General features: G+C 39.0%; 20 protein-coding genes. 12 read left to right on the top strand and 8 right to left on the bottom strand.

All coding sequences use genetic code 11. The features are described from left to right. Positions 1 to 536 precede the first annotated feature (536 nt). A complete protein-coding gene (gene tal / locus DQN49_RS06150; RefSeq protein WP_006996542.1) occupies positions 537 to 1,490 on the bottom strand; it encodes a transaldolase in 954 nt (317 codons plus the stop codon). 295 nt (positions 1,491 to 1,785) lie between these two features. On the opposite strand from tal, the gene DQN49_RS06145 reads away from it, so the two are divergent. The 5 genes from DQN49_RS06145 to oppF all read left to right on the top strand — a co-directional run bounded on the left by DQN49_RS06145 (position 1,786) and on the right by oppF (position 7,333). Next, the gene (locus DQN49_RS06145; protein WP_006996543.1) at positions 1,786 to 3,411 is read left to right on the top strand and encodes an ABC transporter substrate-binding protein; all 1,626 of its coding nucleotides are present in this window, start codon (positions 1,786 to 1,788) and stop codon (positions 3,409 to 3,411) included. Between the two features lie 80 nt (positions 3,412 to 3,491). After that, the gene (oppB, locus tag DQN49_RS06140) at positions 3,492 to 4,412 is read left to right on the top strand and encodes an oligopeptide ABC transporter permease OppB (RefSeq protein ID WP_005647620.1); all 921 of its coding nucleotides are present in this window, start codon (positions 3,492 to 3,494) and stop codon (positions 4,410 to 4,412) included. A gap of 9 nt (positions 4,413 to 4,421) precedes the next feature. Next, complete coding sequence (gene oppC / locus DQN49_RS06135; protein WP_005651799.1) at positions 4,422 to 5,357, top strand: oligopeptide ABC transporter permease OppC; 936 nt, start codon at positions 4,422 to 4,424, stop codon at positions 5,355 to 5,357. 9 nt (positions 5,358 to 5,366) lie between these two features. Next, entirely contained in the window at positions 5,367 to 6,338 is a 972-nt protein-coding gene (gene oppD, locus DQN49_RS06130) for an ABC transporter ATP-binding protein (protein ID WP_006996544.1), read from the top strand. After that, a complete protein-coding gene (oppF, locus tag DQN49_RS06125; RefSeq protein ID WP_006996545.1) occupies positions 6,335 to 7,333 on the top strand; it encodes a murein tripeptide/oligopeptide ABC transporter ATP binding protein OppF in 999 nt (332 codons plus the stop codon). Before oppD ends, oppF begins: the two co-directional genes overlap by 4 nt. Before the next feature lie 39 nt (positions 7,334 to 7,372). On the opposite strand, the gene DQN49_RS06120 is transcribed toward oppF, so the two are convergent. Then, the gene (locus DQN49_RS06120) at positions 7,373 to 8,239 is read right to left on the bottom strand and encodes a VirK/YbjX family protein (RefSeq protein ID WP_013527836.1); all 867 of its coding nucleotides are present in this window, start codon (positions 8,237 to 8,239) and stop codon (positions 7,373 to 7,375) included. A gap of 104 nt (positions 8,240 to 8,343) precedes the next feature. On the opposite strand from DQN49_RS06120, the gene yihA reads away from it, so the two are divergent. Both yihA and DQN49_RS06110 read left to right on the top strand, forming a co-directional pair. Then, a complete protein-coding gene (yihA, locus tag DQN49_RS06115) occupies positions 8,344 to 8,961 on the top strand; it encodes a ribosome biogenesis GTP-binding protein YihA/YsxC (protein WP_006996547.1) in 618 nt (205 codons plus the stop codon). Between the two features lie 113 nt (positions 8,962 to 9,074). After that, positions 9,075 to 10,604 (top strand): YifB family Mg chelatase-like AAA ATPase, encoded by a 1,530-nt coding sequence (locus DQN49_RS06110; protein WP_013527838.1) that lies wholly within the window; start codon positions 9,075 to 9,077, stop codon positions 10,602 to 10,604. A gap of 33 nt (positions 10,605 to 10,637) precedes the next feature. Here DQN49_RS06110 and deoC read toward each other — a convergent pair whose 3' ends face one another. Beyond that, positions 10,638 to 11,309, bottom strand: coding sequence for a deoxyribose-phosphate aldolase (deoC, locus tag DQN49_RS06105; protein ID WP_006996549.1), 672 nt, complete (start codon positions 11,307 to 11,309; stop codon positions 10,638 to 10,640). A 113-nt stretch (positions 11,310 to 11,422) separates the two neighbouring features. Here deoC and DQN49_RS06100 point away from each other — a divergent pair, with 113 nt between their 5' ends. The 3 genes from DQN49_RS06100 to waaF all read left to right on the top strand — a co-directional run bounded on the left by DQN49_RS06100 (position 11,423) and on the right by waaF (position 14,031). Further along, a complete protein-coding gene (locus tag DQN49_RS06100; protein WP_006996550.1) occupies positions 11,423 to 11,926 on the top strand; it encodes a protein disulfide oxidoreductase in 504 nt (167 codons plus the stop codon). A gap of 52 nt (positions 11,927 to 11,978) precedes the next feature. Then, positions 11,979 to 12,905: an ADP-glyceromanno-heptose 6-epimerase gene (rfaD, locus tag DQN49_RS06095; RefSeq protein WP_006996551.1), complete on the top strand. Its 927-nt coding sequence runs from the start codon at positions 11,979 to 11,981 to the stop codon at positions 12,903 to 12,905. 85 nt (positions 12,906 to 12,990) lie between these two features. After that, on the top strand, positions 12,991 to 14,031 hold the full coding sequence (waaF, locus tag DQN49_RS06090) for a lipopolysaccharide heptosyltransferase II (RefSeq protein ID WP_013527840.1): 1,041 nt from the start codon (positions 12,991 to 12,993) through the stop codon (positions 14,029 to 14,031). Between the two features lie 109 nt (positions 14,032 to 14,140). Here the strand turns inward: waaF and DQN49_RS06085 are convergent, their stop codons facing one another. From DQN49_RS06085 to cysZ, 3 genes are all read right to left on the bottom strand, one after another. Then, positions 14,141 to 15,364: an MFS transporter gene (locus DQN49_RS06085; protein WP_006996553.1), complete on the bottom strand. Its 1,224-nt coding sequence runs from the start codon at positions 15,362 to 15,364 to the stop codon at positions 14,141 to 14,143. A gap of 247 nt (positions 15,365 to 15,611) precedes the next feature. Continuing rightward, complete coding sequence (gene cysK / locus DQN49_RS06080; protein WP_006996554.1) at positions 15,612 to 16,562, bottom strand: cysteine synthase A; 951 nt, start codon at positions 16,560 to 16,562, stop codon at positions 15,612 to 15,614. A 98-nt stretch (positions 16,563 to 16,660) separates the two neighbouring features. Then, the gene (cysZ, locus tag DQN49_RS06075; RefSeq protein WP_006996555.1) at positions 16,661 to 17,479 is read right to left on the bottom strand and encodes a sulfate transporter CysZ; all 819 of its coding nucleotides are present in this window, start codon (positions 17,477 to 17,479) and stop codon (positions 16,661 to 16,663) included. Positions 17,480 to 17,631: 152 nt separating this feature from the next. Between cysZ and zipA the strand changes: the two genes are divergently transcribed. Continuing rightward, entirely contained in the window at positions 17,632 to 18,618 is a 987-nt protein-coding gene (gene zipA, locus DQN49_RS06070; protein WP_006996556.1) for a cell division protein ZipA, read from the top strand. A gap of 111 nt (positions 18,619 to 18,729) precedes the next feature. Then, a complete protein-coding gene (gene ligA, locus DQN49_RS06065) occupies positions 18,730 to 20,742 on the top strand; it encodes an NAD-dependent DNA ligase LigA (RefSeq protein ID WP_006996557.1) in 2,013 nt (670 codons plus the stop codon). Positions 20,743 to 20,746: 4 nt separating this feature from the next. Here ligA and DQN49_RS06060 read toward each other — a convergent pair whose 3' ends face one another. After that, on the bottom strand, positions 20,747 to 21,046 hold the full coding sequence (locus tag DQN49_RS06060; RefSeq protein WP_005651748.1) for a hypothetical protein: 300 nt from the start codon (positions 21,044 to 21,046) through the stop codon (positions 20,747 to 20,749). 70 nt (positions 21,047 to 21,116) lie between these two features. Continuing rightward, on the bottom strand, positions 21,117 to 21,557 hold the full coding sequence (locus DQN49_RS06055) for a hypothetical protein (RefSeq protein WP_006996558.1): 441 nt from the start codon (positions 21,555 to 21,557) through the stop codon (positions 21,117 to 21,119). Between the last annotated feature and the right edge of the window lie 77 nt (positions 21,558 to 21,634).

Genomic DNA, 21,634 nt, shown 5'->3' with positions numbered 1-21,634 from the left:
CTTCTCTTGAAGAATGGTAGATAAAAATGCAAAATCTGATAGGAAATCTTTTCTCAACAAGCATCTTATACCTGATGTGGACTTATCTATTGATAATTTTGATCAATTCTTTGAGGAAAGAAAAATTATCTTAATTAAGAAATTAAGTGATTTATTAAGCTAATTTATAATCATATATCAAATGGTAATCATTCCAGAATGTATAAAATCTTGGGAAGCCTACCACTTTTCTCTGATATTATCGCAAGTTAAAATTCTAACTACTAATTTAGTATAAATTAAAAATATAATTTATCTTTATTAAAATATTTTTATAATAAATTTCATCTATTTTGTTATGAAAATGTATTACTTAATAATATTTCTGTAACCATTATCTATCGCTGCTAGGAGTAAATAAACAAAAACACACCGAATTTTTACCACACTTTTATATCTTAATAAATAAAAAATCTGCACTCAAATTAGTTAAATATTTTCTTTAACTAATTCAAGAGCAGATTGAAATGCGGTTATTTTTTATATTGAATGATAGATTAAAGTTTTGCTGAAAGCATGGTTTCCAATTTTTCTTGGTCAATAGCAAATTTACGAATACCCTCTGCTAATTTTTCAACAGCCATAGCATCGCTGTTATGTTGCCAGTAGAACTCAGCTTCTGTTAATGGTTGTGGTTTCGCTTTTACTTCGCCTTTGTATTCTAATTTGCGTACAAGTGCGGTTGAATTTTCTTGTAATTCTTTCAGTAATGCTGGTGCAATGGTTAAGCGATCGCAACCTGCAAGTTCAGTAATTTCGCCTACATTACGGAAGCTCGCGCCCATCACAACTGTGTTGTAGCCATATTCTTTGTAGTAATTGTAGATTTTGGTGACAGAAATAACGCCTGGATCTTCTGCTGGCGCATATTCTTTTTTGTCGGAGTTTGCTTTGTACCAGTCTAAAATACGACCTACAAATGGCGAAATTAAGTAAACGCCCGCTTCTGCACAAGCACGAGCTTGCGCTTCAGAGAATAATAAGGTTAAGTTACAGTTAATGCCTTCTTTTTCAAGGATTTCTGCAGCTCGGGTCCCTTGCCATGTGGAAGCGATTTTAATCAAAATACGATCATTTGAGATGCCTGCTGCATTATAAAGTGCAATTAATTTACGTGCTTTTTCAACCGTTGCTTGGGTATCGTAAGAAAGGCGAGCATCCACTTCAGTAGAAATACGTCCTGGAACAATTTTTAAAATTTCTAAGCCGATGTTTACCGCTAATTTATCTTCTGCATCAATAAGTTGCTGTGCTTTATCATTGCTTTGAGCTTTTGCATAAGCTACCGCTTCATCAATTAATGGCGCATATTGTGGAAGTGCAGATGCGCTTAGAATTAATGATGGGTTTGTTGTTGCATCTTGTGGTTGGTATTTTTTGATTGCATCAATATCGCCAGTATCAGCTACGACGACGGTCATATTACGAAGTGAATCTAACTGTGTTGTCATTGTATTCTCCTTGAATGGACTTGTTTAAATCTAATTAGGTTACGATAGCACAATTAGCATTAAAAGGGTAATTTATGTAGGAAAATATTTACAATAGGAAAAATCAATACATCCTAGATCCCCCGCCTCTCATATCATCACTTTTAGCAATTTTTTTAGCGATTTATTAGACACAACTCACAAAACTCAATTTTTCTTCAAATAATTTCCTGACAAATCTTTACAAAAATGAATTTTTGAGCTAATAAGTAGAAGACTTTTTATAAAAATATCGCCTAATAACAAGGAGGCTCAAATGCAACACAAACTACTCTTCTCTGCAATCGCTCTTGCTCTTTCCTATTCTGCGCAAGCAGTTATAGTGCCTGAAGGAACACAATTAGATGAAAAACAACATATCGTCATCAATAACGGGGCTGAACCACAAAGTTTTGACCCACACAAAACCGAAGGTGTGCCAGAATCTAACGTTGCTTATCAATTACTTGAAGGCTTAGTCACCTCAGACTCTGAAGGTAAACTTCAACCGGGTGCGGCTGAAAGCTGGGAAAATACACCTGACTTCAAAACCTGGACATTCCATTTACGTAAAGATGCTAAATGGTCAAACGGAGATCCTGTTACTGCACACGATTTCGTGTTTGCGTGGCGTCGTTTAGTGGATCCTGCAACTGCTGCACCTTATGCGAGTTACTTAAGTTATTTACAAGTTGAAAATGCACAAGACATTATTGACGGTAAGAAAAAACCGGCTGAATTAGGCGTGGAAGCAAAAGATGATTACACCTTTGTGGTTCATGCAACCAATCCTGTGCCTTATGCAGTCAGTTTAACGACTCACCAATCCTTATTGCCATTACCACAAAAAGTAGTCGAAAAATTGGGTGATGCATGGGTAAAAAAAGAAAACTACGTGGGTAACGGTGCTTATAAGCTGGCTAACCACATCATTAACGAAAAAATCGAATTTGAACGTAACCCACTTTATTGGAACGATAAAGAAACCGTAATCAATAGCGCGACATTCCTCGCCATTGAAAACCCAAGTACCGATGTAGCGCGTTATCGTGCGGGCGATTTAGACATGACCAGTTATGGTTTACCGCCAGAACAATTCGCTAAATTACAAAAAGAATTGCCAGGCGAAGTATACGTTACTCGTACCCTAGGAACTTATTCTTATGAATTAAACAATAAGAAAGCACCTTTTGATAACGTGAATATTCGTAAAGCCTTGAACTTATCCCTTGATCGTAATGTGATCACCGATAAAGTATTGGGCCAAGGTCAAACACCAACCTATGTGTTTACCCCAACTTACATCGAAGAAGGTCATCTCATTCAACAACCTGCTTATTCAAAAGAACCGATGGCACAACGTAATGAAGAAGCCATTAAACTCTTAGAAGAAGCTGGTTACAGTAAAGCGAATCCGTTGAAATTCAGCATTCTTTATAATACCAATGAAAACCACAAAAAAGTGGCTATTGCTGCAGCATCTATGTGGAAAACGAACACCAAAGGTTTGATTGATGTGAAATTAGAAAACCAAGAGTGGAAAACTTACATTGATAGCCGTCGTGCCGGTCGTTACGATGCAGCACGTGCAGGATGGAATGCGGATTACAACCAAGCAACAACATTCGGCAACTATTTCTTATCTAATTCTAGTAACAATACCGCGAAATATGCGAATCCAGAATATGATAAAGCGATGGCAGAATCTTACGCAGCAACTGATGCAGAAGGTCGTGCAAAAGCTTATGCGAAAGCCGAAGAAATTCTTGGAAAAGATTACGGTATCGTACCAATCTTTAACTATGTGAATCCACGCTTAGTGAAACCTTACGTAAAAGGTTATTCAGGCAAAGATCCACAAGATCATATTTACTTACGCAATCTTTATATTATTAAACATTAATTCGTTGCTCGTATTTAAGTGCGGTTAAAAATCGTCGTATTTTTTGACCGCACTTTTCGCCCATTTTGGTTGGAGTTGTTATGCTCAAGTTTATTTTTAAACGGCTGTTGGAAGCCTTGCCGACGCTGTTTATTTTGATTACTTTTTCTTTCTTTTTGATGCGTCTTGCCCCTGGCAGCCCCTTCACTTCTGAACGCGCTTATCCGCCAGAAGTCATGGCTAATATCGAAGCGAAGTATCATTTAAATGAACCATTATATAAACAATATTTCCTTTATTTAGAAAATCTTTCCAAAGGAGATTTTGGTCCCTCTTTTAAATATAAAGACCAATCAGTCAATGATTTAATCGCGTCAGCTTTCCCTGTTTCCATAAAATTGGGAATGGTGGCTTTCGCCTTTGCAGTCGTGCTAGGAGTAACAGCAGGTACGCTCGCCGCTCTCAATCAAAATAGCCGTTGGGATTATATTTTGATGAGCTTCTCGATGCTTGGGGTCATTATGCCAAGCTTCGTATTTGCACCTGTTTTAGTGCTAATTTTCGCCATTTATCTAGGATGGCTGCCAGCTGGCGGTTGGAACGGTGGTACCGCCATGTACATGATCTTACCTGTAGCCTCCTTAACTATCGCTTATGTTGCAGGGATTGCGCGTATCATGCGTGGTTCGATGATTGAAGTGTTACATTCCAACTTTATTCGAACCGCCAAAGCTAAAGGACTTTCCATGTCGAGAATCATTTTAAAACATGCTTTGCGTCCCGCACTTTTACCCGTGATAACCTATTTAGGACCTGCTTTCGTAGGGATTATTACCGGCTCAATGGTGATCGAAAGCGTATTTGGTTTACCTGGCATGGGGTTATTATTTGTAAACGGCGCATTGAACCGCGATTACTCTTTAGTTTTGAGCCTCACCATTTTAGTGGGGACATTAACCATTTTATTTAATGCGATTGTGGATATTTTATACGCCATCATCGATCCAAAAATTCGTTATTAAGGATAAGTTATGACAGATTATCGTACTCAGCCGATTAATCAGAAAAATGCGGATTTTGTGGAACAAGTGGCTGACCGTATTGAAGAAATGCAACTGGAAGGCCGCAGCCTATGGCAAGATGCGAAACGCCGTTTTTTCCGCAACAAAGCGGCCGTTGCCAGTCTGATTATTTTGGCGTTTATTATTATATTTATCACCGTAGCGCCTTGGTTCTTCCCATTTACCTATGAAGATACCGATTGGAATATGATGAGCGCCGCACCAACAATGGAAGGTTATCACTTCTTCGGTACCGATGCCTCAGGTCGAGACTTGTTGGTACGTACTGCTATCGGTGGACGTATTTCATTATTGGTCGGTATTGCTGGTGCTTTCATTTCCGTCACTATCGGCACAATTTATGGGGCGATTTCCGGTTATGTAGGCGGTAAAACAGATATGCTGATGATGCGCTTTTTGGAAATTCTTAGCTCATTTCCATTTATGTTTTTCGTGATTTTGTTGGTGACCCTTTTTGGCCAAAACATTTTCTTAATTTTTATCGCTATCGGAGCCATTGCTTGGCTTGGTCTTGCACGTATTGTACGCGGACAAACCCTCAGCCTAAAAAATAAAGAATTCGTCGAAGCCGCCATCGTTTGTGGCGTACCTCGTCGCCAAATCATTTTGAAACACATTATTCCGAATGTATTAGGCTTAGTGGCAGTTTATGCCTCGCTTGAAGTGCCTGGGCTCATTCTATTTGAATCATTCTTAAGCTTCTTAGGATTAGGAACTCAAGAACCGATGAGTAGCTGGGGTGCACTCTTAAGTGATGGTGCTGCACAAATGGAAGTGTCGCCTTGGTTATTAATTTTCCCGGCATTTTTCCTTTGCCTTACCCTATTTTGTTTTAACTTTATCGGTGACGGGTTGCGTGATGCGCTCGATCCGAAAGATAGATAGGAGCGAATAATGAATCCTTTATTAGATGTAAAAAATCTCTACGTTCGCTTCAAAACACCAGATGGCGTCGTTACAGCAGTGAATGACTTAAACTTCACGCTGAATGCAGGAAGCACGCTCGGTATTGTAGGCGAAAGTGGATCAGGCAAGTCACAAACAGCCTTTGCTTTAATGGGTTTATTGGCAGCCAACGGTGAAGTGGAAGGCTCTGCCATTTTTGAAGGGAAAGAATTAGTTAATTTACCGAATGCTGAATTGAATAAAATCCGCGCCGAGCAAATTTCCATGATTTTCCAAGATCCAATGACGTCGCTAAATCCTTACATGAAAATCGGTGAACAACTCATGGAAGTGCTGCAATTGCACAAGGGCTATGATAAACAAACTGCCTTTGCCGAATCCGTGAAAATGTTAGACGTAGTTAAAATGCCAGAAGCTAAAAAACGCATGGGCATGTATCCGCACGAGTTTTCTGGCGGTATGCGTCAACGGGTGATGATTGCGATGGCCTTATTATGCCGTCCCAAACTACTCATTGCAGATGAACCAACAACCGCTTTGGATGTGACCGTTCAAGCACAAATCATGACCTTGTTAAATGAGTTAAAACACGAATTTAATACTGCAATTATTATGATCACTCACGATTTAGGTGTGGTAGCAGGTATTTGCGATCAAGTTATGGTGATGTATGCTGGACGAACCATGGAATACGGCACAGCGGAACAAATTTTCTATCATCCAACCCATCCCTATTCCATAGGCTTAATGGATGCGATTCCTCGCTTAGACGGCAATGAAGAACACTTGGTAACCATTCCTGGCAATCCACCGAATTTATTGCATTTGCCAAAAGGTTGTCCATTCTCACCTCGTTGCCAATTTGCTACCGAACAATGCCAAATTGCACCAAAACTGACTACATTTAATCACGGTCAATTACGTAATTGTTGGTTATCAGCGGAGAAATTTAACCTATGACAGTCTCAAACAACAAAGAATTACTCCTTGAAGTCAATCACTTAGGCGTCAGTTTTAAAATTAAAAATGATAAATCCCTTTTCTTCGCCAAACCGCAAACCTTAAAAGCGGTGAAGGATGTGTCTTTTAAACTTTACGCAGGTGAAACTCTCGGCGTAGTAGGTGAATCTGGTTGCGGTAAATCCACACTTGCACGCGCTATTATCGGTTTAGTCGAAGCGAGTGAAGGGGAAATCTTGTGGCTTGGTAAACATTTACGAAAACAATCAGCGAAACAATGGAAAGAAACGCGTAAAGATATTCAAATGATTTTCCAAGATCCGCTCGCCTCTCTCAATCCGCGAATGAATATTGGCGAAATCATTGCTGAGCCATTAAAGATCTACCAACCGCACTTAAGTGCCGCCGAAGTGAAAGAAAAAGTGCAAGCTATGATGTTGAAAGTTGGGCTTTTACCGAACTTGATTAACCGCTACCCACATGAATTTTCTGGTGGTCAATGTCAGCGTATCGGTATTGCTCGTGCGTTAATCATTGAGCCCAAAATGATCATTTGTGATGAGCCCGTTTCAGCGTTAGATGTGTCGATTCAGGCTCAAGTGGTGAATTTATTGAAATCCCTGCAAAAAGAAATGGGGCTTTCCTTAATTTTTATCGCCCATGATTTAGCGGTGGTAAAACATATTTCTGACCGCGTATTAGTGATGTATTTAGGCAATGCAATGGAATTAGGCAGCGATGTGGAAGTATATAACGATACCAAGCATCCTTATACCAAAGCCTTAATGTCTGCTGTTCCGATCCCCGATCCAAAATTGGAACGCAATAAATCCATCGAATTACTTGAAGGTGATTTGCCTTCGCCAATTAATCCACCGTCTGGTTGCGTATTTCGTACTCGCTGTCTAAAGGCTGATGAGAATTGTGCGAAACAAAAACCGCTTTTCACCAGCCAAAACAACAGCCATTTTGTGGCTTGCTTGAAAGTCTTATAAAACAAAAAGTGCGGTTAAAATTCACCGCACTTTTTACTTTTACAATCCTAACTTTTCTTCAATTACCTTAGCCAAATCATCTAGCATCGCATAACGTTTACGATACATGGAACGTTTTTTACTTGGAATATCATCCAGATTTCTATCCATTTTTAAAGGCAATTCCCAGTAATCTTTTAATTCTCCGCCTGATTCGCCAAAAATTGCATCATAATCCACAGTATATTGTTTACTTTGAATGAAGCGAGATTTATTTTGGTATTTTTGTGGAATGCCAAGCAATTTATCGTAGTCTAGTATTTTTGTGAGTGATTTCATGGTTTCAACCATTAAATAGGCAGGGCGTAAACCGTGGCATAATTTGGTTAGTTGCTTCACCATTTCTTTTGAACCTTCAAAATTTGGCCCTTGTACAACAGCAATAAGCAACGCATCGCCTAATTTGGCAAAAGTAAGCAAATAAACTAATTCATTTCTTGGTTTATGCCATAGCTCCAATACCCAATATCCTTCCATTGGTTGATGGGTTGTCATGCTTAATGTCATTTCAAAATCAGGAATGACTTCGCCAAAACTTAGAGGTTTTTCCCATAACGGCGTAGAAAGTGCGGTAAGTTTTTCGGGTAAAAATAAAAGATTCTCACAAACGGCATGAAAACGTTGTGATGCGTTAAAACGCTTATCTAAAAAACGACAAGCAACAGGATAACTATAATCCAAGTGCGTATTAAAAATATCGACGAGAAAAGGATATTGATTGATAAATTGTTCAAAGCGACGAATTGAACCGCGATTTAAAAAGCTACGTAAGTTATAACGCCAATGTTTTGGTGCATCAAAACGCCCTGGTCGATATGGATAAATATCCTTAGATTGAGGCCATTGGTAAGTTGTTTTTGTTGTCATCTGGATTGCCATTAATTGATTATAATTTCAGAGAGAATTTTGACATAATTTCAGGAAATTTTCCATTTATGCTATTCTAAACACAATTTTTAAAAGGAATACTTATGTCTGAAATTAAACTTAATTACCACAAAACCCACTTTTTAACGAGCGCACCGAATATTCGTTCCATTCCTGAAGATACGGGCATTGAAATTGCGTTTGCGGGTCGTTCAAATGCAGGAAAATCGACCGCACTTAATGCACTAACCAATCAAAAAAATTTAACGCGCACCTCAAAAACACCGGGGCGCACGCAATTGATTAACTTATTTGAAGTGGAACCAAATTATAAATTGGTGGATTTACCAGGCTATGGTTATGCTGCCGTGCCAGAGCAAATGAAAATCCAATGGCAAAAATCCTTGGGCGAATATTTGCAAAAACGAGAATGTTTGGCGGGATTGGTTGTGTTGATGGATATTCGCCATCCGCTTAAGGATCTTGACCAACAAATGATTGAATGGGCGGTTTCAGCAAATTTACCGATACTTTTATTGCTTACTAAAGCCGATAAATTGAGCCAAAGTGCACGTAGTAAACAAGTAAAAATGGTGCGTGAAGCAATTCTTCCATTTCAAGGCGATATACAAGTTGAGGCTTTTTCTGCACAAAATAAAATTGGTATTGATAAATTGGCGGCGAAATTAGATTTTTGGTTTTCGCCACTTTTTGCGAAATAAAATATGAATTTTGCGATCTAGATCGCAAAAAAAGCACGGAATGAATGATTTCATTACGTGCTTTTTTTATAGTGCAAAAACTATCTTCATTTTACCGCACTTTAAGGATTATCATGTCCCTTGCTATTGTTTACAGCCGTGCTTCTATGGGTGTGCAAGCACCGCTAGTCACCATTGAGGTGCATTTAAGCAACGGAAAACCAGGATTTACACTTGTTGGTTTGCCAGAAAAAACGGTGAAAGAGGCACAAGATCGGGTGCGTAGTGCATTGATGAATGCACAATTTAAATACCCAGCCAAGCGTATCACTGTAAATCTTGCACCTGCGGATTTACCGAAAGAAGGCGGAAGATTTGATTTGCCTATCGCCATCGGAATTTTAGCCGCATCAGATCAGCTTGATGCGAGCCACTTAAAGCAATTTGAATTTGTGGCAGAGCTTGCGCTGACGGGCCAATTGCGTGGCGTACATGGTGTGATTCCCGCTATCCTTGCAGCGCAAAAGTCAAAGCGAGAGTTAATTATTGCGAAACAAAATGCTAATGAAGCCTCGCTCGTGTCTGATCAAAATACTTATTTTGCTCAAACGCTTTTAGACGTGGTGCAATTTCTCAATGGTCAGGAAAAATTACCCCTCGCCACTGAAATTGTGAAAGAAAGTGCGGTAAATTTTTCAGGTAAAAATACGTTAGATTTAACGGATATTATCGGACAACAGCACGCTAAACGAGCATTGACCATTGCCGCAGCAGGGCAGCATAATTTGCTCTTTCTTGGTCCGCCAGGTACAGGGAAAACCATGCTCGCTAGCCGCTTGACGGGGCTTTTACCTGAAATGACAGATTTAGAAGCGATAGAAACGGCATCTGTAACGAGTTTAGTTCAAAACGAGTTAAATTTTCATAATTGGAAGCTACGTCCTTTTCGCGCACCACATCATAGTGCATCAATGCCTGCTTTAGTTGGTGGCGGAACGATCCCTAAACCTGGCGAAATATCCTTAGCAACAAATGGGGTGCTTTTTCTTGATGAACTTCCAGAATTTGAGCGAAAAGTGTTAGATGCACTACGCCAGCCTTTGGAAAGTGGTGAGATTATTATTTCTCGTGCCAATGCAAAAATTCAATTCCCAGCTCGTTTTCAATTAGTGGCAGCGATGAATCCAAGCCCCACAGGCCATTATACTGGGACACATAACCGCACTTCACCACAGCAAATTATGCGTTATTTGAATCGACTTTCAGGGCCATTTTTAGATCGTTTTGATTTATCTATTGAAGTGCCTTTACTGCCACAAGGTAGCTTGCAAAATACGGGCGATCGTGGCGAAACCAGCGCGCAAGTTCGTGAAAAAGTGTTAAAAGTACGTGAGATTCAAATGGAAAGAGCAGGGAAAATTAACGCTTATTTGAACAGTAAAGAGATTGAGCGTGATTGCAAGTTAAATGATAAAGATGCCTTTTTCCTTGAAAAAGCACTGAATAAACTGGGGCTTTCTGTTCGGGCTTATCATCGTATTTTGAAAGTTTCTCGAACCATTGCCGATCTACAAGGAGAACAACAAATTTCTCAACCGCACTTGGCGGAGGCCTTGGGCTATCGAGCAATGGATCGTTTGCTGCAGAAATTGTCGAATATGTAAAAACGCGTGGAAAGAATACCACGCCTGAAAGGATTAGTAAGTGCTTTGAGTGTCTTGAGTACCGCTAATAATTGCAATGCCAGCGCTTGCACCAATGCGAGTCGCACCCGCCTTAATCATTGCAAGTGCAGTTTCAGTATCACGCACACCACCTGATGCTTTAACACCAATATTGCCGACCGTTTTTTTCATCAATGCAACATCTTCTACGGTCGCACCACCTTTATTAAAGCCTGTTGATGTTTTAACAAAAGCTACACCGATTTCTTTACAAATTTCGCAGGCTTTCACTATTTCATCTTTAGTGAGCAAACAAGTTTCTAAAATTACTTTTAATGGCGTGCGATCACAAGCATCAAATACAGCTTGAATATCTTGTTTCACTGCATTCCATTTTTGCGATTTTATCCAACCTACATTAATCACCATATCAATTTCATCTGCACCCGCTTTAATGGATTCTTGTGTTTCAAATGCTTTGACTGAGGTTAAATTGACACCCAAAGGGAAGCCAACCACAGTACAAATTTTTACATTTGAGCCAGCAAGTTTTTCTTTAGCGAGTGGAATATAACCAGAATTGATACATACAGAATAAAATCCATGTTCAATCGCTTCATTACAGAGTGTCGAAATATCTTGTTCATTTTTTTCTGCGGTAAGTGCGGTGTGATCGATATATTGAGCAAGTTGATTTGATATCATTATTTTCCTCCTTTTATTTATGTTTTACCTATTATTATAGCAAAAATTCTTTATTTTTGACTATGGATTTACGCTCAATTACAATCATCTCAACAAGATAAGGAATAAATAAAATGAAGATTAAAAAATTACTCAAGAATGGATTATCCCTCTTTTTAACTTTTATTGTGATGACTAGCATACTGGATTTTGTTCGTCGCCCTGTAGTGCCAGAGGAAATAAATAAAATCACGTTACAAGATCTTAAAGGGAATACGTTCTCTCTTGAAAGTCTTGATCAAAACAAACCCACATTACTTTATTTTTGGGGAACTTGGTGTGGTTATTGTCGTTATACTTCGCCAGCAATTAATTCTTTAGCAAACGAAGGCTATCAAGTTGTATCGGTGGCATTACGTTCAGACAATGAGGCGGACGTAAATGATTATTTAAGTAAGCATGACTACCACTTCACTACGGTTAATGATCCTAAAGGGGAATTTGCAGAACGATGGCAAATTAATGTGACGCCCACAATTGTGCTGTTGAGTAAAGGCAAAATGAATCTTGTTACGACAGGTCTTACGACTTATTGGGGATTAAAAGTGCGGTTGTTTTTCGCAGAGTTTTTTGGCTAAGCAGTAGAAAATCTATTACAATACGCAGACTTATTTTAAAGAGGACAGAATTATGATTATCGTAACAGGCGGCGCTGGTTTTATTGGCAGCAATATTGTCAAAGCATTGAATGATTTAGGGCACAAAGATATTTTAGTGGTCGATAACTTAAAAGATGGCACGAAATTTGCAAATTTAGTTGATTTAGACATTGCAGATTATTGTGATAAAGAAGATTTCATTGCTTCTATTATCGCGGGCGATGAATTTGGCGATATTGATGCGGTATTCCATGAAGGGGCTTGTTCTGCGACTACGGAATGGGATGGCAAATACATTATGCACAACAACTACGAATATTCTAAAGAGTTGTTGCATTATTGCCTTGACCGCGAAATTCCTTTTTTCTATGCCTCAAGTGCGGCAACTTATGGAGACACCAAAGTATTCCGTGAAGAACGTGAATTTGAAGGCCCATTAAATGTGTATGGCTATTCTAAATTCTTGTTCGATCAATATGTGCGTAACATTTTGCCTGAAGCAAAATCGCCAGTATGTGGTTTCCGTTATTTCAATGTTTACGGACCGCGTGAAAATCATAAAGGTTCTATGGCGAGTGTGGCATTCCACTTGAATAACCAAATCTTAAAAGGCGAAAATCCAAAATTATTTGCAGGCAGCGAACACTTCCGCCGTGATTTTGTTTATGTGGGGGATGTGGCTGCAGTGAATATTTGGTGTTGGCAAAATGGTATTTCGGGTATTTACAACCTTGGTACAGGAAATGCAGAAAGTTTCCGTGCGGTGGCTGATGCGGTAGTGAAATTCCACGGAAAAGGCGAGATTGAAACCATTCCATTCCCAGAGCATTTGAAATCTCGCTATCAAGAATATACGCAAGCAGATTTGACTAAACTTCGTTCAACAGGCTACGATAAACCATTCAAAACAGTGGCGGAAGGCGTGACTGAATATATGGCATGGTTGAATAGAAAATAAACCGTAGGTTTGCCTACTTCCCATCAACAAAGTGCGGTTAAAAATCTCGGTATTTTTGACCCCACTTTTATCTGAAAGACAGAAAATGAATATTCTAATTATCGGCCCTTCTTGGGTTGGCGATATGATGATGTCGCACAGTTTGTACCAGCAACTGAAAATTCAATATCCAAACTGCAATATTGATGTGATGGCACCGAATTGGTGTAAGCCTTTGCTTGAGCGAATGCCAGAGGTGCGTAAGGCGATTGAAATGCCATTAGGGCACGGAGCCTTTGAATTGGGAACGCGTTATCGTTTAGGAAAGTCTTTGCGTGAACAATATGATATGGCGATTGTTTTGCCTAATTCATTGAAATCTGCGTTTATTCCTTTCTTTGCAAAGATTGTCCATCGTCGCGGTTGGAAAGGCGAAAGCCGTTATATTTTATTGAATGATTTACGAGCCAATAAAAAAGATTATCCAATGATAGTGCAGCGTTATGTTGCATTGGCTTTTGAAAAAGATGCTGTACCAAAAGCTGATGATATTCTTGTCTTGAAACCCTATTTGACGGTTGAGCCAGCGCAACAAGCTGAAACCTTAAAAAAATTTGAAAAACAAACCGCACTTTTAGGCGAGCGTCCAATTATTGGTTTTTGTCCTGGTGCGGAATTTGGCCCAGCAAAACGTTGGCCACATTATCATTATGCAAAATTAGCAGAAATGTTAATTACCCAAGGCTATGCTGTGGCGCTATTTGGTTCTGCTAAAGATGAACCTGTGGGCGAAGAAATTCGTCAAGCGCTGCCAGAAGAGTTGCGTGAGTTTTGTGTCAATTTAGCAGGAAAAACCAACTTGAATGAAGCGGTGGATTTAATTGCAAATTGTACGGCAGTCGTGACCAATGACAGTGGTTTAATGCATATTGCGGCAGCAGTAAATCGTCCATTGATTGCACTTTATGGACCAACTAGCCCACAATATACGCCGCCGCTTTCAGATAAAGCAACGATTATTCGTTTAATTGAAGGTGGATTGATTAAAGTCCGTAAAGGCGACAAAGAGGGGGGGTATCATCAAAGTTTGATTGATATTACGCCAGAAATGGCATTAGAAAAATTGAACGAACTGTTGGCAAAATAATGAAAGTTTGCTTAGTGAAAAGAAAACTTATAAAGATATTACTTATAAGATGACTTGTTTCATAAAAAAATGCTCGCATTTGGCGAGCATTTTTATCTTTTATATTTTCTTAGTCTAAGGCTTTACCTTTTAATTCAGGGATTAAGAAAATTGTCGCTAACATATCAATTACGTAGATAATCGCAAGTAGAGCGATGACCGTTTGGAAAGAGTAAGCAAGTACAACTGCACCCACAACTACAGGTCCAAATCCCCCTACGGCACGACCAATATTGAAAAGTACGTTTTGTGCCGTTGCTCGAGCTTCTGTTGGGTAGGCTTCCGCCATCAATGCACCGTAACCGCCCAGCATTCCGTTCACAAACATACCTAAAAATGCCCCAGCAAGAAGCATGATGTCAGGATCGGTAAGTTGTGAGTAAACCACGATACTTATCACTGCGCCTAATTGGAACAGTAAGAAACTTGGTTTGCGTCCGATGCGATCGGCGAGTTGTCCGAAAATCCAAATGCCAGCCATCATGCCACAGACGGTAACGGCTGTCCAAAGCCCAGATTTAGTTAAACTGAACCCAAGTTGTTTTGATAAGAAATTAGGTAACCAAATCATAATGCCGTAATAACCGAAGTTTTGTACAGAAGTGAGTACGACGATACCAAGACTAATTTTGCTCGTGGCTTTGTCTTTAATCAGAAGCTGGAATGAACGTAATTTATCAGTAAAGCTGGATTGCGTTGAAAGTGCGGTTTGTTTTTGCGTGAAAATTTCAGGTTCGTGCAGATGAGAACGTAAGAACCAAGCGACAAATGCAGGGAAGATACCCACCAAGAACATTCCACGCCAGCCAATATGCGGGAGCAATAATGGTGTAAGCAATGCGGCACCTAACACACCAGCTTGCCAACCTAATGCAACATAAGATGCTGCTTTCGCTCGGTGGCGTGCAGGCCATGCTTCTGCTGCTAGAGCCATCCCAATTCCAAATTCACCGCCTAAGCCAATGCCAGCAATTGTGCGATAAATCAGTAAATCCCAATAACCTTGTGCAATCGCACACAACCCAGTAAATACCGCAAAAAGAAGAATAGTCCAAGTCAGTACGCGTACTCGACCGTATTTATCGCTTAATGCGCCAAATAAAATGCCGCCAAATACGGCACCAATCAGAGTCCAAGTTACGAGAGAGCCACCTTGGGCGGGTGTTAGATTTAAGTCTGCGGAAATTGCACTAAGCATGAAACCTAAAATGAGAAGATCGAAACCGTCCATTGCATAGCCGACGGCAGAGCCAATTAAGGCTTTCCAGCCATAACTGTTTACTTTGTTTGTCATGATGTGTCCTTTTGTTACTCGCGGGTAACATTTAAAGTGAAAAGAAAGGTGATTAAAAATCGGTGGCTAGTTTACTGCATTAATAAAAAAATTCAATGAACAGAATATGAAAAGAAGAAAAAATTGATTTTGAATAAGAAGGAAAGGATAAAATAAGGGGATTAAACAATCTGATCTCATTCAGATTGAACTACTCTAGTCTTAATAAAAGTGCGGTGAAAATTCACCGCACTTTATTCTTTTTTGTTTATCCCTCAATCCCTTCAAACAGAGCTGTGCTTAAGTAGCGTTCAGAAGCTGAAGGCAAAATAACAACAATGAGTTTATCGGCAAATTCTGGTAATTTAGCTAAGCGATCTGCAGCCGCGACAGCTGCACCAGATGAAATACCTGCAAGAATGCCTTCTTCCGCCATTAAGCGACGAGCTGTGGCAAGTGCGGTATCACTATCAACAGTTTCTACGCGATCAATAATAGATAAATCTAAATTTTTGGGAATGAAACCCGCACCGATACCTTGAATTTTGTGTGGGCCTGGTTTTACTTCTTCACCCGCTAAAGTTTGACTAATGACCGGAGATTCCACTGGCTCAACGGCAACAGAAGTGATTTGTTTACCAAAATCTAATTTAATCGCACGAGAAATACCCGTAATCGAACCACCTGTTCCTACGCCAGCAACAACAACATCGACTTTGCCATCCGTATCTTTCCAAATTTCAGGCCCTGTTGTTTCTCGATGAATTTGCGGGTTAGCTGGATTTTCAAATTGTTTAAGCATGACATAGCGGCTTGGATCAGAAGCAACAATTTCTTCTGCTTTCGCAATAGCACCTTTCATTCCTTTTGCGCCTTCGGTAAGCACTAAATTCACACCCAATCCGCGCAATAAACGTTTTCTTTCTAGGCTCATTGTTTCCGGCATGGTGAGCGTGATTTTATAACCTCTAGCCGCCGCAACATAAGCCAAAGCAATGCCCGTGTTACCACTCGTTGCATCTACAATCTCTTTCCCTTTTGTGAGCGTGCCATCTTTTTCTGCTTGCCACACCATATTCGCCCCAATACGGCATTTTATGCTGTAGCTTGGGTTACGACCTTCAATTTTTACCACCACATTGCCGTTATGGCCAAAGTGTTTTAAACGCACAAGCGGCGTATTTCCGATAGAATAAGAATTGTCTGCATAAATTGTCATAATATTTTCCTTTCGTTGGACTTCTTTAATGTTGGTTTATTTATAGTACCGCACTTTTGATTAAAAAAATAGTTATTTGATCTATTTATAACTGTAGGCTATTTAACAATCCCTGTATTTTCTGAACGAACATCAAGCCCCGTTTGAGAGGAAAAAGATCTATTCATATTAAAACCTAAGTCATTACGATAATTTTCCACCCACATCAGCGTCGCACCACATACTGCAACAGGCATAATTAATAAATTAATCACGGGCACAAATGTGCAACAAGTAACCAATCCACCAAAAGTTAAACTTTGAGTTCGTTGATTGCCAAGCACATTTTTCATGATATCAAAAGAGACTTTGTGATTATCAAAAGGATAATCACAATATTGAATTGCCATCATCCAACAAGTGAACAAGAAAGTAAGTACTGGCACGATGGTTTGCCCAACCAAAGGAATAAAACTCAGTAAAAATAAGGCGATAATTTTGGGTAGGCTATAACGTAATTTTTGCCACTCTCGAGCAAGCATACGAGGCACATCTTTTATTACATCAACAAGACCATCATCATTAATATTTTCCCCCGTCAGCATTTTTTCTACTTTTTCCGCCAACAAACCATTAAAGGGGGCTGCGATAAAGCCAGAAAACGTGGTAAAAGTAAAATAAAAGAGCAATAAAATCGTTAAAATCGAAAGTGTCAGTAAAATGACACTGAGAAAACTAAGCCAATCTGGAATAAAATTCATCGCCCAATCAATAGCACTGCTGATTTGGCTAATAAAAAGCCAAAATAAACCACAAAGCAAAACAGTATTGAGCAAAATTGGAATAATAACAAACCGACGCAAACCTTTTTGTGTGATGAAATGCCAGCCCATCACAAAATAATGGAAACCAGATTTTAATTCATTAAGATTCAACATTTTTCTTTCCTTTCAATAAAAATATGCTTAAAACAGACCGTACTTTTCCTTTAAAATTCCACACTTTGAAGTATTTTTTCACCTACTGAAATATGGTAGCATTAGCACCATTTATAGCACTCTCGCCGAACTATCGCGCGTAAGGAATAAAAATGGATTTAAATACAATTTTGATTATTGTGGGTATCGTGGCACTTGTCGCCTTAATCGTACACGGATTATGGTCAAATCGTCGTGAGAAATCAAAATATTTCGATAAAGCCAATAAATTTGACCGCACTTCTCTAACATCTAAATCCCATACGCAAGAAGAAATGGTACAGCCAAACAATATTTCGCCAAATACTTATGTGGAAAATGGGCATACACCAATTTCTCAACCGACCACAGAAAAATTACCATCAGAAACTGAATTGATCGATTATCGCCAAAGCGATAAAAGTGTGGATGATATCAAAATTTCTATTCCTAACACGCAACCTATTTATGATATGGGGAATCATCGTTCCGAGCCAATACAACCAACGCAACCTCAATACGATATACCAACCGCAAATAATGTCGCAAGTATGACCTTAGAACAACTTGAAGCACAAAGTCAAAATGTTGGTTTTAATGGCATTAGTTCATCATCGCCAGAATTAAGAGTGCAGCTTGCAGAATTATCTCACGAAGAACATCAAGTAGACTACAACCTCTCGTTCAATGAACCAAAAGCAGAAACGACAGCTCAGCCAAAACAAACAACTGGCTATATTCAACTTTATCTTATTCCAAAATCTAGCGAAGAATTTAATGGTGCTAAATTGGTGCAGGCTCTTGAAAACTTGGGTTTTATCTTGGGTAAAGATGAAATGTATCATCGTCACTTAGATTTAAGTGTGGCAAGTCCTGTGCTTTTTAGTGTGGCAAATTTAGAGCAACCCGGCACATTCAATGCTTATAACTTAGCGGAATTTAACACCATAGGAATTGTATTCTTTATGCAATTGCCCTCTCCAAGTAATAATCTTGCTAATTTACGTATGATGATGCGTGCTGCCCATACATTAGCCGAAGATTTACAAGGTGTTATACTGACTGAAGAACAAGAAATTTTTGATGCAAATGCAGAGCAAGCCTATCTTGCTCGAGTGTAAATTCATACCTTAAATTTACCGCACTTTTATATTCATTTAGACAGGCTTTATACCTGTCTATTTTCACGCTAAATACATAGAAAAGTGCGGTCATTTTTCTCCGAGAATTTTATGAAAAATATTCAAACTCAACTAGACAATCTACGCAAAACCTTGCGCCAATATGAATACGAATACCACGTTTTAGATAATCCGAGCGTGCCTGATAGCGAATACGATCGTTTATTTCATCAGCTCAAAGCCCTAGAATTAGAGCATCCTGAATTTCTGACGTCAGATTCGCCAACTCAACGTGTTGGTGCAAAACCACTTTCTGGGTTTAGCCAAATTCGTCACGAAATTCCTATGCTCTCTTTGGATAATGCTTTTTCCGATGCAGAATTTAATGCTTTTGTAAAACGCATTGAAGATCGTTTAATCCTATTACCGAAACCACTTACTTTCTGTTGCGAACCTAAACTTGATGGCTTGGCTGTGAGTATTTTGTATGTTAATGGTGAACTTACACAAGCCGCCACTCGTGGTGATGGCACCACAGGCGAAGATATTACAGCCAATATCCGCACGATTCGTAATGTTCCATTACAACTTTTAACAGATAATCCTCCAGCACGTTTAGAAGTGCGGGGCGAAGTTTTTATGCCGCACGCAGGCTTTGAGCGTTTAAATAAATATGCGTTAGAACATAATGAAAAAACCTTTGCTAATCCTCGCAATGCAGCGGCAGGCTCTTTACGCCAGCTTGATCCTAATATTACCAGCAAACGTCCGCTGGTATTAAATGCTTATGGTATTGGAATTGCTGAGGGGGTTGATCTGCCGACTACGCATTATGCTCGTTTGCAATGGCTAAAATCTATCGGGATTCCAGTAAATCCTGAAATTCGTTTATGTAATGGTGCAGATGAAGTTTTAGGTTTTTATCGAGATATTCAAAACAAACGTAGCTCGTTAGGTTATGATATTGACGGAACGGTATTAAAAATCAATGATATAGCCTTACAAAATGAATTAGGATTTATTTCTAAAGCACCTCGCTGGGCGATTGCTTATAAATTCCCCGCCCAAGAAGAATTAACCCTGTTGAATGATGTTGAATTCCAAGTGGGTCGAACTGGCACAATCACACCAGTTGCCAAATTAGAGCCAGTGTTTGTTGCAGGCGTTACAGTAAGTAATGCCACCTTACATAATGGCGATGAAATTGAACGTTTAAATATCGCTATTGGCGATACTGTTGTTATTCGTCGAGCAGGCGATGTAATTCCACAAATTATTGGCGTATTACACGAACGTCGCCCTGATAATGCTAAACCAATCATTTTCCCAACAAATTGCCCTGTGTGCGATTCTCAAATTATTCGTATTGAAGGCGAAGCAGTAGCACGTTGCACGGGAGGATTATTCTGTGCGGCACAGCGTAAAGAGGCATTAAAACATTTCGTCTCTCGTAAAGCAATGGATATTGATGGTGTAGGCGGAAAATTAATAGAGCAATTAGTCGATCGAGAACTGATTCATACACCTGCGGACTTATTTAAACTTGATTTAACCACACTCACACGCTTAGAAAGAATGGGCGCAAAATCTGCAGAAAACGCACTCAATAGTCTTGAAAATGCAAAAAGCACGACGCTTGCTCGCTTTATTTTTGCTTTAGGCATTCGTGAAGTGGGCGAAGCCACTGCATTAAATCTTGCTAATCATTTCAAAACTTTAGATGCGCTTAAAGACGCAAATCTTGAAGAACTTCAACAAGTGCCTGATGTAGGGGAAGTTGTAGCGAACCGAATTTTTATATTTTGGCGTGAAGCGCATAATGTTGCAGTCGTGGAGGATTTAATCGCACAAGGTGTGCATTGGGAAACTGTAGAAGTGAAAGAAGCGAGTGAAAACTTGTTCAAAGATAAAACTGTAGTACTGACAGGCACTCTTACACAAATGGGGCGTAATGAAGCAAAAGCCTTATTACAACAGCTTGGCGCAAAAGTAAGTGGTTCGGTATCCAGTAAAACAGATTTCGTTATCGCAGGCGATGCGGCAGGCTCTAAACTTGCAAAAGCTCAAGAACTAAATATTACAGTATTAACAGAAGAAGAATTTTTAGCACAGATAACAAGATAATTTTTTATCTAAAATAGTGATAATTATAATGATACCCGACGCTTGGTGTAACTGGAAGAACAGGCAATACACGTCTTGTTCTCGTTTTAACTTTATTGTCACTTTGGTTTAATTTTAAACTTGTATCAATTTGTTGCGTTATTTTATCCTTTTGAGTTTGTGTAACAGTATTACCACTAATAACTCGAGCATTATATTCTTGCACAGTTTTCATATCGTAAACAGCGTGGCTGTGTTGTTCTGACTGAGATGAACATCCAACCAAACATAACATAACAACACTAATAAAAACGAAATTTTTCATTTAATATAACCTATTTACAAATTACATTATTTAATACGGCACTGCCTTCTGAAATATGATTGATGGCAGTTTATTTTAATTTTTTATTTTCTTGTGGCTGAATGCGTTTAGACAAATCTTTGTCTGTAATTGAACAAACAGGCACATAACTTAAATTTTGAGGATCTTTTTGGTTATAAATAGTTGCACCAGCCACACTGCCATAGAATTCTCCTCTATTGTCTGGATAAAGATAATGGTAAGTCGAATTTGTGTAATCTACACCTCTTGTAATCTTAAATCCCTGACAAATTCCAGCTGGAGATTCATAAATACTTTCTGATGAAGTCGTTTCACCTATTTTATAAACCTTAAATTCAATACTTTGAGCTAGTTTTTGAGCATCATTATTTGAAACATCGGAATTAAATGCTTTTTTATCTTCAGAAGCAATATAAGTGACTGCACTAGAATCATTTTCTGCAATCGAAAATTGTGAAGTAAATAAACTTCCAATAATGACGCAGAACAAAGAAAAAAAGTGCAATTTTTGTTATTCATTTCTCGTTCCTTTAGTACTTTATTAAATGCTAATCTGTTTGACTACGA

The organism is Haemophilus aegyptius, assembly GCF_900475885.1.
Taxonomy (GTDB): Bacteria; Pseudomonadota; Gammaproteobacteria; order Enterobacterales; family Pasteurellaceae; genus Haemophilus; species Haemophilus influenzae.
The sequence above is the reverse complement of the archived record's forward strand: the minus strand, read 5'-3'. Positions and strand labels throughout refer to the sequence as shown.

Excerpts from the sequence above, each read along its gene's own strand:
- tal (WP_006996542.1), bottom strand. The coding sequence starts at position 1,490 with ATGACAACACAGTTAGATTCACTTCGTAATATGACCGTCGTCGTAGCT.
- DQN49_RS06145 (WP_006996543.1), top strand. The coding sequence starts at position 1,786 with ATGCAACACAAACTACTCTTCTCTGCAATCGCTCTTGCTCTTTCCTAT.
- oppB (WP_005647620.1), top strand. The coding sequence starts at position 3,492 with ATGCTCAAGTTTATTTTTAAACGGCTGTTGGAAGCCTTGCCGACGCTG.
- oppC (WP_005651799.1), top strand. The coding sequence starts at position 4,422 with ATGACAGATTATCGTACTCAGCCGATTAATCAGAAAAATGCGGATTTT.
- oppD (WP_006996544.1), top strand. The coding sequence starts at position 5,367 with ATGAATCCTTTATTAGATGTAAAAAATCTCTACGTTCGCTTCAAAACA.
- oppF (WP_006996545.1), top strand. The coding sequence starts at position 6,335 with ATGACAGTCTCAAACAACAAAGAATTACTCCTTGAAGTCAATCACTTA.
- DQN49_RS06120 (WP_013527836.1), bottom strand. The coding sequence starts at position 8,239 with ATGACAACAAAAACAACTTACCAATGGCCTCAATCTAAGGATATTTAT.
- yihA (WP_006996547.1), top strand. The coding sequence starts at position 8,344 with ATGTCTGAAATTAAACTTAATTACCACAAAACCCACTTTTTAACGAGC.
- DQN49_RS06110 (WP_013527838.1), top strand. The coding sequence starts at position 9,075 with ATGTCCCTTGCTATTGTTTACAGCCGTGCTTCTATGGGTGTGCAAGCA.
- deoC (WP_006996549.1), bottom strand. The coding sequence starts at position 11,309 with ATGATATCAAATCAACTTGCTCAATATATCGATCACACCGCACTTACC.
- DQN49_RS06100 (WP_006996550.1), top strand. The coding sequence starts at position 11,423 with ATGAAGATTAAAAAATTACTCAAGAATGGATTATCCCTCTTTTTAACT.
- rfaD (WP_006996551.1), top strand. The coding sequence starts at position 11,979 with ATGATTATCGTAACAGGCGGCGCTGGTTTTATTGGCAGCAATATTGTC.
- waaF (WP_013527840.1), top strand. The coding sequence starts at position 12,991 with ATGAATATTCTAATTATCGGCCCTTCTTGGGTTGGCGATATGATGATG.
- DQN49_RS06085 (WP_006996553.1), bottom strand. The coding sequence starts at position 15,364 with ATGACAAACAAAGTAAACAGTTATGGCTGGAAAGCCTTAATTGGCTCT.
- cysK (WP_006996554.1), bottom strand. The coding sequence starts at position 16,562 with ATGACAATTTATGCAGACAATTCTTATTCTATCGGAAATACGCCGCTT.
- cysZ (WP_006996555.1), bottom strand. The coding sequence starts at position 17,479 with ATGTTGAATCTTAATGAATTAAAATCTGGTTTCCATTATTTTGTGATG.
- zipA (WP_006996556.1), top strand. The coding sequence starts at position 17,632 with ATGGATTTAAATACAATTTTGATTATTGTGGGTATCGTGGCACTTGTC.
- ligA (WP_006996557.1), top strand. The coding sequence starts at position 18,730 with ATGAAAAATATTCAAACTCAACTAGACAATCTACGCAAAACCTTGCGC.
- DQN49_RS06060 (WP_005651748.1), bottom strand. The coding sequence starts at position 21,046 with ATGAAAAATTTCGTTTTTATTAGTGTTGTTATGTTATGTTTGGTTGGA.